General features: G+C 71.8%; 12 protein-coding genes and 2 pseudogenes. 10 read left to right on the forward strand and 4 right to left on the reverse strand.

Features of this window, described 5'->3' with window-relative positions; translation table 11 throughout:
* Positions 1-8 precede the first annotated feature (8 nt).
* Positions 9-137, forward strand: a pseudogene (locus ACZ5ON_RS05015) (family 1 glycosylhydrolase); the annotation flags it as partial.
* 607 nt (positions 138-744) lie between these two features.
* On the opposite strand, the gene ACZ5ON_RS05020 reads toward ACZ5ON_RS05015, so the two are convergent.
* The 3 genes from ACZ5ON_RS05020 to ACZ5ON_RS05030 form a co-directional block, all read right to left on the reverse strand.
* The gene (locus tag ACZ5ON_RS05020; protein WP_465585651.1) at positions 745-1,272 is read right to left on the reverse strand and encodes a hypothetical protein; all 528 of its coding nucleotides are present in this window, start codon (positions 1,270-1,272) and stop codon (positions 745-747) included.
* Positions 1,273-1,289: 17 nt separating this feature from the next.
* Positions 1,290-2,165, reverse strand: coding sequence for a hypothetical protein (locus tag ACZ5ON_RS05025; RefSeq protein ID WP_465585653.1), 876 nt, complete (start codon positions 2,163-2,165; stop codon positions 1,290-1,292).
* A 149-nt stretch (positions 2,166-2,314) separates the two neighbouring features.
* Positions 2,315-2,938 (reverse strand): hypothetical protein, encoded by a 624-nt coding sequence (locus ACZ5ON_RS05030; RefSeq protein WP_465585655.1) that lies wholly within the window; start codon positions 2,936-2,938, stop codon positions 2,315-2,317.
* 148 nt (positions 2,939-3,086) lie between these two features.
* On the opposite strand from ACZ5ON_RS05030, the gene ACZ5ON_RS05035 reads away from it, so the two are divergent.
* Together ACZ5ON_RS05035 and ACZ5ON_RS05040 are read left to right on the forward strand one after the other, a co-directional pair.
* Positions 3,087-3,554: a GNAT family N-acetyltransferase gene (locus ACZ5ON_RS05035; RefSeq protein ID WP_465586113.1), complete on the forward strand. Its 468-nt coding sequence runs from the start codon at positions 3,087-3,089 to the stop codon at positions 3,552-3,554.
* A gap of 504 nt (positions 3,555-4,058) precedes the next feature.
* Positions 4,059-5,003 (forward strand): hypothetical protein, encoded by a 945-nt coding sequence (locus ACZ5ON_RS05040; RefSeq protein WP_465585657.1) that lies wholly within the window; start codon positions 4,059-4,061, stop codon positions 5,001-5,003.
* A gap of 567 nt (positions 5,004-5,570) precedes the next feature.
* On the opposite strand, the pseudogene ACZ5ON_RS05045 reads toward ACZ5ON_RS05040, so the two are convergent.
* A pseudogene (locus tag ACZ5ON_RS05045) lies at positions 5,571-5,684 on the reverse strand (hypothetical protein); the annotation flags it as partial.
* A 46-nt stretch (positions 5,685-5,730) separates the two neighbouring features.
* On the opposite strand from ACZ5ON_RS05045, the gene ACZ5ON_RS05050 reads away from it, so the two are divergent.
* From ACZ5ON_RS05050 to ACZ5ON_RS05080, 7 genes are all read left to right on the forward strand, one after another.
* Positions 5,731-5,895, forward strand: coding sequence for a hypothetical protein (locus ACZ5ON_RS05050; protein ID WP_465585660.1), 165 nt, complete (start codon positions 5,731-5,733; stop codon positions 5,893-5,895).
* 120 nt (positions 5,896-6,015) lie between these two features.
* Positions 6,016-6,732, forward strand: coding sequence for an SRPBCC family protein (locus ACZ5ON_RS05055; RefSeq protein ID WP_465585664.1), 717 nt, complete (start codon positions 6,016-6,018; stop codon positions 6,730-6,732).
* Positions 6,725-7,912, forward strand: coding sequence for an XdhC family protein (locus ACZ5ON_RS05060; protein WP_465585668.1), 1,188 nt, complete (start codon positions 6,725-6,727; stop codon positions 7,910-7,912). The genes ACZ5ON_RS05055 and ACZ5ON_RS05060 overlap by 8 nt, the downstream gene beginning before the upstream one ends.
* 472 nt (positions 7,913-8,384) lie before the next feature.
* Positions 8,385-10,130 (forward strand): serine/threonine-protein kinase, encoded by a 1,746-nt coding sequence (locus tag ACZ5ON_RS05065; protein ID WP_465585672.1) that lies wholly within the window; start codon positions 8,385-8,387, stop codon positions 10,128-10,130.
* A 46-nt stretch (positions 10,131-10,176) separates the two neighbouring features.
* The gene (locus ACZ5ON_RS05070) at positions 10,177-11,112 is read left to right on the forward strand and encodes a hypothetical protein (protein ID WP_465585676.1); all 936 of its coding nucleotides are present in this window, start codon (positions 10,177-10,179) and stop codon (positions 11,110-11,112) included.
* Between the two features lie 220 nt (positions 11,113-11,332).
* A complete protein-coding gene (locus tag ACZ5ON_RS05075; protein ID WP_465585679.1) occupies positions 11,333-11,776 on the forward strand; it encodes a hypothetical protein in 444 nt (147 codons plus the stop codon).
* Positions 11,777-11,939: 163 nt separating this feature from the next.
* A complete protein-coding gene (locus ACZ5ON_RS05080) occupies positions 11,940-13,328 on the forward strand; it encodes an FtsW/RodA/SpoVE family cell cycle protein (protein WP_465585682.1) in 1,389 nt (462 codons plus the stop codon).
* Positions 13,329-13,422 lie beyond the last annotated feature (94 nt).

Below are 13,422 nucleotides of genomic sequence, written 5' to 3' on the forward strand. Positions count from 1 at the left end.
TTCGACGGGCCGAGGGGTTCCGTCAAAGGTTCGGCCTGGTCCACGTCGACTTCGAGACGCAGCACCGTACACCGAGGGCCTCGTACGCCTGGTACCGCGACTTGATTGTCACTCACCAAACCTGTCATTTCCTGTAGTTGACATCAGTCCGCTGCCGGATGCATAGCCTCATGGCGTCGCTCGAGGAGTAGTCCAGATGGCTCGGCCCGCAGTGGGCGCGCCGTGGATGCTGGGCAAAAGACAGGGTGTTCGACAAGTCCGCAGCCCATTGCCAGTGGTTCAGCCGTGGGCCGGTCGGGCGGGGAGGGGCCGCCTTGCGCCGCCGGGGACGCTCGCCACCGTGCGCCCACCGCGATGGGAGCTCCGTGCCGAGCGACTCCCGCAGCGTGACGGGTCTTGGCCGCGGAGCCATGCCCTGAGGGCGTGGCCGATGTAGAGATGGTCGGCGCTGTTCTCGCCGAGGGCGGTGCGGTTGCACCGTACCGGTGGGCGGTGGGCGGTGGGCGGTGGGCGACGTGGGACCTCGTGTCGTCACACGCCCGCAGGGTCAGCAGCTTCCCAAAGCGGCCGAGCAGGACGCCGCAGGTGAAGGCGTCGGCACCCTGGGCATCGCGGAGCTTTGCGGCGGGCTTCTTATCGAAGGGGAGGAAGAGGTCGTTGATCAACAGGCTCCTCAGGCCCGGCGACTGGGGAGAGAGCGGTGCTGGGCGCGCTGCTATCGCCGGCCCAGCACCGCTCTGTGTGCTACTGGAGGCTCCGCCAGCCCTTGCCCACTCGCCTTGTCGGGAGAATCCGGAGTGCCATCAGGGTGCCGTCGTCACGGAAGGACACAGGACCCCAGCCATGCGCTGTGGTTCCGGTTGGCCATGCATTCCGTCGTTCATGGGCGAGGCGGCGGTACTCCTCCACCTTCCCAGCCTCCAGCAGCTTGTACAGGGATGACGCCATTCCGGAGAACGCCTCGACTCGCTGTCCGTCGAGCCGGAAGACCTGGTCGGTGCCGACGAAGAGCTCCCCGTCGAAGGTGTGGTGGGCGTCCCGGACACTAGCCGCACCCGCGAAAGCGCGTTCCTGGTAGCGCTGGCGGCCCTGTACGGCGGTCAGGTAGCGGCTGATCTCCCTTCCGGCTCCGGTCCAGGCGAGTTGCCCGGCGGCGCCGGTCGCCGCCAGTGTCTGCGCGAACCAGCCAAGTTCCTTGCCCGGCACAAGGAAGGCGTTGTGCCAGCGATCTCGGGGGTCGGCGTTCGGGCTGGGGACGCGGACGGTGTCCACGTACTTCAGGCTGCGCTTCAGGCGGCGGTCGATGTCGGCGCCGTCTTCGATGTCGAGGGGCGCGTTCCGCAGCTGCGCGCTGCCGGAGGCTTGCAGGGCGTGGACGGTGATGCCGCCGGGGGGGGCAGGAGCTCGGTGGACATCAGCAGGCGGCCGGTGTTGTTCCAGGATCCGATGTGGAAGTGTTCGACGCGTTCGCTGGCCCTGGCGAGCTGTCGGAAGGTGGTGCGCTGTGCCTTGCCGGTGCGAGGGGTGGCGACTTGGTGATTGCCGCTGGCCGTCACGGCGTAGACGATCGACGGCTCGTCGGGCTTCCAAGCCTCGATGAGGTAGTCCGGGCGAGGCCATGCGCCGAGCGTAGGTTGCTTGTCGCTGCGTGCGAATCCCGGCAGGAGTGCGGCTTCTGCATCGATTGTGGCAATGATGCGGTCGGGGTGACGTAGGCGGATGGTGCGCCTGGCCAGGGCGAGGCCGAAAGCGCGTCCGAGTTCCCGTGCTTGAAGGCCGCGGTGGAACTGCTCAGGGCTCTCACCGCTGGAACTGAGGTGCAGATGACCGTCCTTGGGGGTGGCCATGGCCCGGCAGTACTTCAGGGACTGCCAGTGTTCGGCGAGTCCTCGACCCTGCCCATGCCGGGCGAGCGTGCTGGACCTGGGGAGGGTGCCCAGCGCCTGCCAGGTGGTGAGCGTGAGGTCGTCTCGTTCGGCGCCGGGCAGCGGTTCGGTCAACGGCTTGCGGAACACCTCCTCCTTGTTCTCGGCCTTTCGGGCGCGTTCCCGGTCGATGCTGGTGGCGGCCTTGTCCGCGTCCAGCACCAGCTGGGCGGTCGAGTGGACGTGGACGCGGGTGGTGCCAGCGAGTTCGGCCAAGATCCGGTCGGTCGCTGCGGACATTTGTGGTTCCTTCGCTTCCGGTCGTTGGTGCGCGCACGTGCGGTCGATGTGGGGCGAGGGTCGGGTCGCGCCCGCGCTCCCGGTGGGGTTGCACAAGGTAAGTGCCCCGGGGTTCTGATCGGCTGGTGCCAGCGCGGTGGTTGGGCCGGTCAGGAGGTGGCTTGCAGTCGGGTGGCGTGGAGGTCGTTGAGGACGGCGCCGACCACCTGCCAGGACACGTTGAGCGTCTCGCGGTTGGGGGTATGGGTGGCGTCGATCTCCTGGCGGGGATGGACATAGTTGCGGTACTCGCGCAGCTCGTGGCAGAGCTTCTCGATGTCGGCGTAGATCCAGCCCACGCTGTGGCAGCGCTTGATGAGCTCGGCCAGGGAGATTCGGTCGGCCTTGGCGTTGCCGAGCAGCGAGGCGTCGCGTTCCAGGACAGCGCGCAGCAGAACGCCTTCGAGGAGGCTGCCGAGCATGATGATCGCGGCGACGTGGGCGCCGTTCTCGTAGCAGGTCTGTGCTTCGTCCATGCGTGCTTGAAGGACCTGGACGGCGCGGGGGCCGGTGACGATGTCGGCGAGGGTGCCGCGGAACTCGGCGGGTGCGTGGTGGCCGGGGCCAGCGAGCGCGGGGTCGCAGGCGATGATGCGGGGCCTGCCTCCTGGCGTGACGATGCGAAGGCCTTCGTGGATCAGGAAGTTGTTGACCGCGCTGACGACGCTGGCGAGCTGGTCGGGTTCGCCCAGGTACTCCAGCGGCTCGGCCAGTCGGAGCAGTACCTTCTCCAACTGCCTGGGAATGTGGCGGCGCTCGGTGAGGAGTTCGACGGCCCAATCGCGGCGGTACTGTCCCTCGTAGGCGGGGACGTGTTCCCAGCCGGCGCGGGTGAGGAATTCGGAGATGTCGCGGCCAGTGCGATAGTAGAGGTCGTCGTCGATCGCAGTCGACGACCTCTCCGGTCCGGAGATCGCGCGGTTCCTCGACGCTCATCTCCAGCAGCTGCGGTCGATCTCGCCGCCGGAGAGTGTGCACGCGCTGGATCTCGACGAGCTCCGCAGGTCGGAGGTCACGTTCTGGTCGGTGAGGGACGGGGTCGCGCTGGTCGGCTGTGGCGCGATCAAGCGGTTGGATGCGGGCCACGCGGAGCTCAAGTCGATGCGCACGGACGCGGCGCGCAAGCGGAGCGGGATCGCCTCCCGGCTGCTCGGTCACATCATCGCCGAGGCCGGGCGGATGGGGTTCGCCCGGCTGAGCCTGGAGACCGGCTCGGAGGAGTTCTTCCTGCCCGCCAGGAAGCTGTACGAGAAGTTCGGCTTCGACTACTGCGAGCCGTTCGCCGGTTACCGGCCCGACCCCAACAGCGTCTTCATGACGAGGATGCTAGCCGGGGCGCCCGGGGTCTGACCCCGGCCGCCATCAAGGGGTTCGCGCGCTGCTCGGCCGACGGGTTTCCGCGTTCCGTGGCCCGGACGCTCGCCGGGCGGCCGGCGGTGTGCGCTCCGGGGCGGCGGCCGTGCGTTCCCCGGGCGGCCGGATGGCGCGAAATCCCGTCGCCGGGAAAGCACGTTTCTGACACGTGGTCATATTTCCGAAAACGAGCACACCGATGGAATCCGTCGCGCCGAGAGGACTCGCTCCACCGGTCCGCGCTATCCCCGGCCCCGCTTTGCGTGCGCATGGCCGCATTCGCGTCGCGCATGACCTCGGCGTGCCCGTCGGATTGGGAGACCATACTCCATCCGCCCACCCTTCCACACCCCCCGTCCTTTCTCTTTCCCGCCCCGTTTCCGCCGGTCGCGGCCTCCTCTGGTTGCGGTACGAGACGGTAGGGTCACGGGGGTCGCCGGGAAATAACAATTCCCTTCCGAGGGCTGTCTGAAATTCCGCCGGGGGCCTAGGCTGCGGCGCGTGTCAATCTTTCGAAGATTTCGCGCTTCCGGCCCGCGCCTACTGCCGGAACTCGACGACGTCGAACTCGGTCGCGTGCGGCGACAGTTGAATTCCTCCGGGATGCCGGGCCAGTACGACATTCAGATTGGCCAGGTCGAGCGGCTTCTGCAGGAGGCCGGCACGGACTGGGACCGTCGTGCGCACCGGTTCGCCGTGCTCGCCGAGGCCGCCGCGCCGTTGGCGCTGGCCCGTTCCTGGCGGATGCGCCGGTCGCGCGGCGCCGACGCGCTGGTGTTCGAGGCGTGGGTCGAGTTGGTCCGCGGTCGGCACGCGGGACGGATGGAGGACGTCCGTGCCGCCGCCGACAGCTGCTACCGCGCCGCCGACGGCCGCCCCGAGGACCCCACGCCCTGGGTGGTGCTGCTCGGGATCCTGCGCCTGGCGCGCGCCGAATCGCGCAAGCTGTTCACGGTCTGGCACGAGGTGACCTCGCGCGACCCCTGGAACCGCGAGGCCCATCTGCAGATGCTGCGCTACCTGTCGCCGGAGGAGTGCGGCTCGCGTGGCGGTCAGCTGGAGTTCGTGAACGCCGTGCGGGGCGCGGTGCCACCGGCCGCACCGGCCGTGGGGGTAGAACTGACCGCGCTGGTCGACGAGCACGCCCGCACTGCCGCGCGGGGCGGCGTCGAGGCGCTGCTGGTCCGCCGCCAGTGGACGAGCAACCGGGCCGCCGCCGCGCTGGACACCGCTGTGGCCGACTGGCCCCGCCCCGGCCACCTGCGGCACGCGGCCGCCCTGGCCGACCTCAACCTGCTCGCCTTCGCCCTGGTCCAGGCCGGCCGCGTGCAGGAGAGCACGGACACCTTCCGCCTGCTCGGTGACACGGTCACCGCCTGGCCGTGGGTGTTCGACGGCGACCCGCTCCGGCAGTTCGGCTACTGGCAGTCCAGGGCGCTGACCTGACGCCGGTCGCATCGGCTGGCGGATTGTAGCGGGGCCGCTTGGCGCCAACCGGCTATGTGGTACGAGGAGTTGGGGTGGTCAGGGCTGGGTCGGACTCCCGGGCGGCGGGTGAACACGGAAGCGGGTGAGGAGCGCAGGGACCCTCGATCTCGCGCGGTTCTCCTCGCCGCCGACGGCTCGCGGCCGGCGATTGCGTCGAAGACGTCGGCCATCGCCGCGAGGCTGTCTCCGCTCACGAAGGCGTCGCAGTGCGGCAGTGCGGCCGCGATCCAGTACAGCGCCGGCAGGGATCTCGTCGATCAGCAGCACGGCGGGAGTCGGGCCCGGGTGGGTCAGTGCGGCGAGCACCGGGCGGCGCAGCAGGAAGGCGTCGGAGAAGAGGTCCGCCTCGGTCAGTGCCACGCCCCGGCTCTCGGCGAGCCGGATGCTGAGCAGTTGGCGCGGGTAGTTCCACTCGTACAGGGCCTCCGCGGCGTCGAGCCCGTCGTGGCACTGCAGCCGGATCAGCGGGCTGCCGACGACACCGGCCACGGCGCGGGCGGCCTCGGTCTTGCCGACGCCGGGGTTCCGCACCTTGGGATGCGACTCGGCCGCCGAGGTGTCGACGGATGCGATCCGGGCGTGCGCCAGCGGGCTGCGCAGCACCGCGCCGTGCAGCATGCCGGGCAGCCGTACGTCGTCCACGCACGCTCACCGTGGTCGCCGTCCCGGCACCCCGGTCAACGCCGTGCTGCGGGCAGCCGCCCTGCGCGGTGACCGGCGCTCGCCGGTCGCCTCCGCGCTGTGCCGGTTCGTGACCACGCCGGCCGCCGTGCAGAGTCTGCTGAACCGGGCCACCGGCGTGCCGGTGGACCACTACCGGCCGACCGTCCGGGTGAGCCTGTGGAGCTGATCGGGCACAGCCCCACCGGGAATCGCCAGGTCGCCGGGAACCGTTGGAAGGTACGTCGACCGCTGGATTCCCGGGGCACCGGGCAGGTCCGGGCAAGTCCGGGCAAGGAGGCCCGTCCACATGGAGTTCACCAACGAGTTCCGCGTGCGCCTGCCGGTGGAAGCGGCCTGGGACCTCTTCACCGACGTCGAGCGGATCGCCCCGTGCATGCCGGGAGCGGAGCTCACCGAGGTCGACGGCGATCGGTTCCACGGCACGGTCAAGGTGCGGGTCGGCGCGGTGACCGTCCAGTACCGGGGCACGGCCGCTTTCGGCGAACTGGACGAGGCGAACCGCACCGCGCGGCTCACCGCCTCCGGACGCGACACCCACGGCCAGGGCAACGCCGAGGCGCACATCACCGCGACCCTGGCACCGGACGGCGACGGCACCCGGGTGACGGTGGAGAGCCGGCTCAGCGTCACCGGGAAGGTGGCCCGGTTCGGCAAGGGTGTGATGACGGACATCAGCCGGAAGCTGCCGGACCAGTTCGCGGCCTGCCTGGAGGAGCGGCTGGCCGCCGAGCAGCGGAGCGGGGGCGAGGACGGGGCCAGGGACGAGGCCGCGCCGGCTGCCGAGCCTACGGCGGCACCCACCGCGCCGGCTGCCGAGCCTGCGGCCGCCCCGGCCGCCCCGCCAAAGACGCCCGGGAACGAGCGGCTGGACGTGCTCGCCGTGGCCCGCGGCCCGGGTCGCCAAGCGCCTGGTGCCGGTCGTCCTCGCCGTCATGGTCCTGCTGGGCGTCGTGCGCCGACTGCGGCGGGCCTGCCGGCGCGCGTGAGGAGTCACCATGCGTGACGTCCTGGACAAGGTCCACCCGTGGTACCAGGCGGGCGAGAGCTTCGGGCTCGCCACCGTGGTCAGCACCTTCCGCAGCGCGCCGCGCCGGCCGGGTGCGGCGATGGCGGTGTCCGCCTCCGGCACCGTGGTCGGCAGCGTCTCGGGCGGCTGCGTCGAGGGCGCGGTGTACGGGGAGGCCGAGGCGGCCCGGACCACGGGACGCCCGGTGCTGCGCACCTATGGGGTGAGCGACGACGACGCCTTCGAGGTGGGGCTGACCTGCGGCGGCACGATCCAGATCTTCGTCGAACCGGTGTCCCGCCGGACCTTTCCCGAACTGCCGGAGGTGGTGGCCTCGTTGAGCGCCGGTGAGCCCGTCGCGGTGGCCAGCGTGGTGACCGGGCCGGACGACGGGGTGGGCGCGCTCGGGAGCCGCCTGGTCGTCTGGCCGGACCGCTCCTCGGGCACCCTCGGCTCGGCCGCGCTGGACCGCGCGGTGGGCCTCGACGTCCGCGGCCTGCTCGACCACGGCACGACCATGCTGCGCCACTACGACACCGTGGGCCGCTGCCTGGGCGGCGCGGAGAGGGCCGAGCCCGGCGAGCTGACCGTGTTCGTCGAGTCCTTCGTCCCGCCGCCGCGCCTGCTGGTGTTCGGTGCGATCGACTTCGCCGCCGCGGTCGCCGAGTTGGGGTCGTTCCTCGGCTACCGCGTCACGGTGTGCGACGCGCGGCCGGTGTTCGCCACCGCCCCCCGCTTCCCGCACGCGGACGAGGTCGTGGTGCGGTGGCCGCACGAGTACCTGGCCGAGGAGGCCGCGGCAGGCCGGGTCGACGACCGCACGGTGGTGGCCGTGCTGACCCACGACCACAAGTTCGACGTGCCGCTGCTGACGACCGCGCTGCGGCTGCCGCAACTCGCCTACGTCGGCGCGCTCGGCTCGCGGCGCACCCACTGCGAGCGGCTCGCCCGCCTGCGCGAAGCCGGCCTGGAGGAACGGGAGTTGGCCCGGCTGTCGGCCCCTGCCGGGCTCGACCTCGGCGCCCGCACGCCGCAGGAGACGGCGGTCTCCATCGCCGCCGAGATCATCGCCGCCCGCTGGGGCGGCACCGGCCGGCCGCTCACCCGGACCGACGGCCCGATCCACACCGCCACCGCACCGGACGAACGGCCGCCGGCCCCGGTCGAAGCCGGCTGAACGCCCAGTCCGATCGGCTGCCGGCTACCGCGGCCGCGCAGGTGACGTGGCAGCGGACGTGGCAGGCCCTGACCGACCCGCCACCCCGTGAGGACTGCGCCCGACCTCACCGCCGGGCAGCACACAGCGCCGGTCCCACTCGGCACACCACGGTTCCTCCACGAGTCCTCCGCCCGGCCGACGCACGGGGCGACGGATCCGGCGCGCGTCGTACAATTCGCCGCCGGGTGGCTGCGCGCCCGGACGGCCGGTCTGCCCGAGAAGCGAACTCGCCTGTGTGCGAAGGGTTTTGCGGATGCATGCGAAGCATCCGAATCGTGACCTGCGATCCGTCTCGGGCGGGAACCCGAGGCCCTGACGTTCGCGTCGCCGACAACGCCGTGGTACGTCGCGACGGCCGCGCACCCGACGTCCGTCCGGACGGCGCGGCGCTGCTCGCCGGACCCGAGAGAGACCAAGAGAGAGACTGCGGATGAACGGCCAGACCGAGGGCACGGCGGCGGAGGCCGACGGCCTGTGGACGCTGCCCGGCTACACCCATGAGCGCGAGCTCGGCGCCGGGGCGAGCGGGCGGGTGGTGCTGGCCCGGCACGACGCCACCGGCACGCGGGTCGCCGTCAAGTACCTGAGCGCCGCTGTCGGTGACACCACCTCCTTCCGCAACGAGGCCGTGCTGCTGGGCGGCCTGCACTCGCCCCAGGTGGCGGCGCTGTACGAGTACGTGGAGAGCCCCCGGGGCGCCGCGATCGTGATGGAGCTGGTGGACGGCGTCGCGCTGCGCAGGCTGCTGAGCCAGGAGGGCGCCACCTCGCCGGAGGCGGCGCTGGTGGTACTCAAAGGGTCCCTGCTCGGCCTGGCCGCCGCGCACGCGGCCGGTGTGGTGCACCGCGACTACAAGCCGGAGAACGTGCTGGTCGCGGCCGACGGATCGTCCAAGCTGGTGGACTTCGGCATCGCGGTACGCAGTGGCGAGCGGCCGGGCGTCGCCGGCACCCCCGTCTACATGGCCCCCGAGCAGTGGGCGGGCGAGCCGGCCTCGCCGTCCGGCGACGTGTACGCGGCCACGGCGACCTTCTTCGAATGCCTCACCGGTACCAAGCCCTACAGCGGCACGACGCTGGCCGAGCTGGCGATCAAGCACACCGAGGCACCCATCCCCGACGAGCTGGCGCCGGAGCCGGTCCGGCCGCTGATCCGGGCCGGCCTGGCGAAGACACCCGGGGAACGCCCGCAGAGCGCGGCCGCGCTGGTGGAGGAGCTCGAACGGGTGGCCAGTTCCGAGTACGGCGAGGACTGGGAGGAGCGTGGGCGAGGGGCGCTCGCGGCGCTGGTGGCGCTGCTGCCCCTGCTGCTCCCGTCCGCCGGTGGCACGGGAGCGGGAGGCACCACACTGGCCACCACCGTGCTGGGCGGCGGTCCGGACTCGGCCGCGGCTACCGCTGCCGACGTCGAGCCCGCACGGCGTCCTCGGCCGAGCCGGAGGGCCCGCGTCGCGGCAGGTGCCGTGGGCGTCACGCTGGTGGCCGGGACGATGGCCGGAATCGCGGTCGCAGGCAGCGTGGACGCCGCGCACGTGACGTCCGTGGCTGCTCCGGCACCGGAACTGACGACCTCGCTGGCGCCTGCGTCGAGCGCGTCCTCGACCGGGCCGTCCGCGAGCGGTTCACCTTCCGCCTCGGTGTCCGCGTCTGCGTCGCCGTCGTCCTCGACGAGCGCCACGCCCGGCGCGACGGCTACGGCCACCGCCCGGACCGGACCGAGCACCGCCGGCCCGGCCGCCACCGACGCACCCGCGCCGGCCCCCGGGACGGTGACGGACCCGACGGCCACCACCACGGGTCCGACCCCGCCGACCCCCTCGCCGGCCCCGACGCCCTCGCCGGCCCCGACGCCGCTGCGCGTCATCTCGGTGAGCATCTTCTCGTACGGCTGCTACGGGAACTACGGCACCAAGGGGACTGTCAACGTCACCACCAACGGCGCCAACGCCGGGGCACTTAACCTCAGTTGGATAGACGGCGGGTCATCCCGGAAGGTCGTCGCGACCCAGAGCCTCACACTCGCCAAGGGCCAGACCAACGCGTCGTTCCCGGTCAGCCACACCTTCGCGGACAACGCGACCGCGTGGGGCCTACAGGTCAGCACCGCCCCCGCCGCAGTCCGGGGCCAGGGCAGCTACCAAGAGGTCTACGCCTACCTCTGCAACCCGCCCCGCTGACCGCCCCCTCCGCAGACCACACCGCACCACCCGCCAGGAAGAGACCATGACCACACCTCAGGAGCGCCCGGCCCCGGAGACCGTCCCGGAGCCGGACCGCACGATGCGCCTCGACAGACCGTCGCCGCCCGACCCGGCTGCCGCCGCGACGGTGCGGCTCGCGTCTGCCGATGTACGCGGCGTCGGTGAGAACGCCGAGCTCGATGCGGTCGCCACTGTGGAGCTGGAGTCGTCGGCTGCCGCCGCGACGGTGCGGTCCACGCCCGCCGACGTACGTGCCGTCAGCGAGGAAGCAGAAAGCGCCACGCTGCTCGACGAGGAGGCCTGGGCCACCCCGGTTGCCACCGTCGAGTTGTCGGCCGCCACCGTCGAGACGACGGTCGAAGCTCCCCTTGAGGCCACTCTCGAAGCGACCGTCCCGGCACCGGCGGGGTCGTCGAAGCCGACGGGAGAACCGCGCGCCGACGGGCTGCGCCGGTTCGGCCCCGGTGTGCCGAGCGCCACCACGGACGTTCCGGCGCTCGCCGCAGCCGTCTGGCACGGCACCGCCCGGCCTGACGAGCCGGCGGCCGCGGAAGCTCCGAGGCCAGGCCGGAGGCGCCTTGGATGGCTGCTGCCGCTGCTGGTCCTGCTCGCCGTGCTGGGCTATCTGGCCTGGCAGGGCTCCGCGCAGCCACTCTCGGTGACCGCGGTCTCGGTCCGCGCGGACCCGGCCGGTCCGGCCTGCGACGGCACCGCTACGGTCATCGGCACCCTGCGGACGAAGGGCCGGGCCGGCACGGTCTCCTACCGCTGGCGCCGCAGCGATGGCACGGTCTCCGCAGAGATCGCCCAGCCGGTGCCGAAGGGCAGCCACCAGACGGACGTGGTGCTCCGCTGGACCTTCGAGGGAAAGGGGACCATGGCGGCCACGGCGACCCTGGAGGTGCTCGCCCCTGACTCCCGTACCGCCTCGGCCTCCTTCACCTACACCTGCCACTGAGTCACCGGCCGCCGATGCCCTGACCGCCCACAGCGGACTGCTGCAGGCGGTCGGGGCAGCTCGGCGCCCTGAGGTCCGCACCCCCCATCCCGGGGCCCGCGCGGGGCGGCTCGGCCCGCTGCTGACCGCGCCGCTCGCTCTGGCACTGCTGGTGGACGCGCTGACCGCCCGCCTCCCGGCCCCGCTTCGCAGGCTTGCGTCCCGGCTCGACAGCCGTGCCGTGACCGGCTTCACCCGCCGCCACATCGTCGCCCTCGCCGCGACGGCCAGCCTCTCGGCAGGTCTCCTGCTGGCCATCGGGCAGGCGGTCGGCGAAGGCGTACCGCCCCCGCTCCTGTTCCTCATCGAACTCGCCGTCAACGCAGGCGGATTCTTCGCCTTCTGCATGCTCTGCAACGCCGTCCTGCTGATCGCGGTACCCCGCGAAGCCGACGGCCGGCATCCGGAGACCGGCAACCGGCGTCGCGCGTCACGTCACGCCGCCACCGCGGCGGCACTCGCCACCCCGGTCTCAGGAGTGTTCCGCGACCCCATCTGGACGCTGGTCGGGCAGGGCACCCAGCTCGGCTCGCTCGTCCAGCTCGCAGCACTCGTCTTCGTCAGCGCCCTGCTCGCCGGTGCCGTCACGTTCGGCGTCTCGATCGCCGGGGGACGAACGGACTGAGCGGTGCCGGCAGGGGCCTCCCCGTACGCCCGCGGACTTCCCCTCCGTGGGAGCGGCGAGACGGTCGGGCCCGTGATGAGCTGGCACGATCGGCTCGTACCTACCCCGCGTCAGGAGTCGTCGTCCACCGCACCGCTGTCGAAGCCGCCGAGGTGGGGAACCCATGACAGAGAGCCCGCGAAGCTCCGGGCGCAGGCTGGCCACCCGCCGCCGCAACCTCGAACTCTTCATGCTGGCCGCGGCGGTCCTGGTCTGCCTGGCGGGCTATGTGACCGCCAACGAGGCGATGAACCACGCGCTGCCCAAGGGCCTGCTGGTCTACGGCCTCAGCCTGCCGCTGCTGGCCCTGGGGCTGCACATGGCGGTCCGGCGGTTCGCCCCGCACGCGGACCCGCTGATCCTGCCGCTGCCCGTCTTCCTGACCGGCTTCGGACTGGTGCTGCTCAACCGGCTCGACCAGTCCTACGCGCTCTTCCACGCCGCCAAGGGCGACATCCAGAAGATCCCGACCGCACCGGACCAGGTGATGTGGGTATGGGTCGCCACCACGGCCGCGGCTGCCGTGATGATCGTGATCAAGCACCACCGGATCTTCCAGCGCTACGTCTACCTGCTGATGACCGGGGCGCTGATCCTGCTGGCCGCACCGGCTTTCTTCCCCGGCGACGTCAACGGCGCCAAGCGGTGGATCAAGCTCCCCGGGATCACCGTCGAACCTGACGAGTTCGTCAAGGTGGCCATCACCGTCTTCTTCGCCGGGTACCTGATGGCCAACCGGGACGCGCTGGCGCTGACCGGGCGGAAGGTCTGGGGCATGAACCTGCCGCGCGGACGCAACGTCGGCCCGGTGCTCGCCATCTGGGTGGCCAGCCTGCTGGTGCTGATCTTCGAACGCGACCTCGGCACCTCGCTGATCTTCTTCGGCATCTTCGTCGTGATGCTCTACGTGGCCACCGAACGGACCAGCTGGGTGGTGCTCGGCCTGCTGATGGCTGTCGGCGGCGCCGCCGCGGTCGGCTCCATCGAACCGCACGTGCACGGCCGCGTGGAGGCCTGGCTGCATCCGCTGGACATCTACAAACCCGTCCACAACCCGGCACTGATCTCAGAGCAACCCGCCCAGGCCATGTTCAGCTTCGGCACGGGACACCTACTGGGCACCGGCCTCGGCCAGGGACGGCCCTACCTGATCGGCTTCGCCGGACGCAGCGACTTCATCTTCACCACCATCGGCGAGGAACTCGGACTCGCCGGAGTCACCGCCTTCCTGCTGATCTACACGCTCTTCGTCCAACGCGGCCTGCGGACCGCCGTCGCACTCACCGACCCCTTCGGCAAGCTGCTCGCCACCGGCCTCTCGGCAGCCGTGGCGCTCCAGGTCTTCGTGGTGGTCGGCGGCGTGACCGGCCTGGTCCCGCTGACCGGCAAGGCGCTTCCGTTCCTCGCCTCCGGCGGCTCGTCGCTGACCGCCAACTGGCTGCTGACCGCCATACTGATCAAACTCTCCGACGCGGCCGGACGAGCCGAGCTGGAGCCGAACCCGCCCTTGTGACACGCGTCGGACTCACGGCGCTGCGATTGGCGAGGCCCGGCGCCGCCGGGAGTGCGGTGCGAGGGCGGAGGGGCATGGTCGCGGGCGGCGCGGG

Source organism: Kitasatospora sp. NPDC032150, assembly GCF_055579945.1.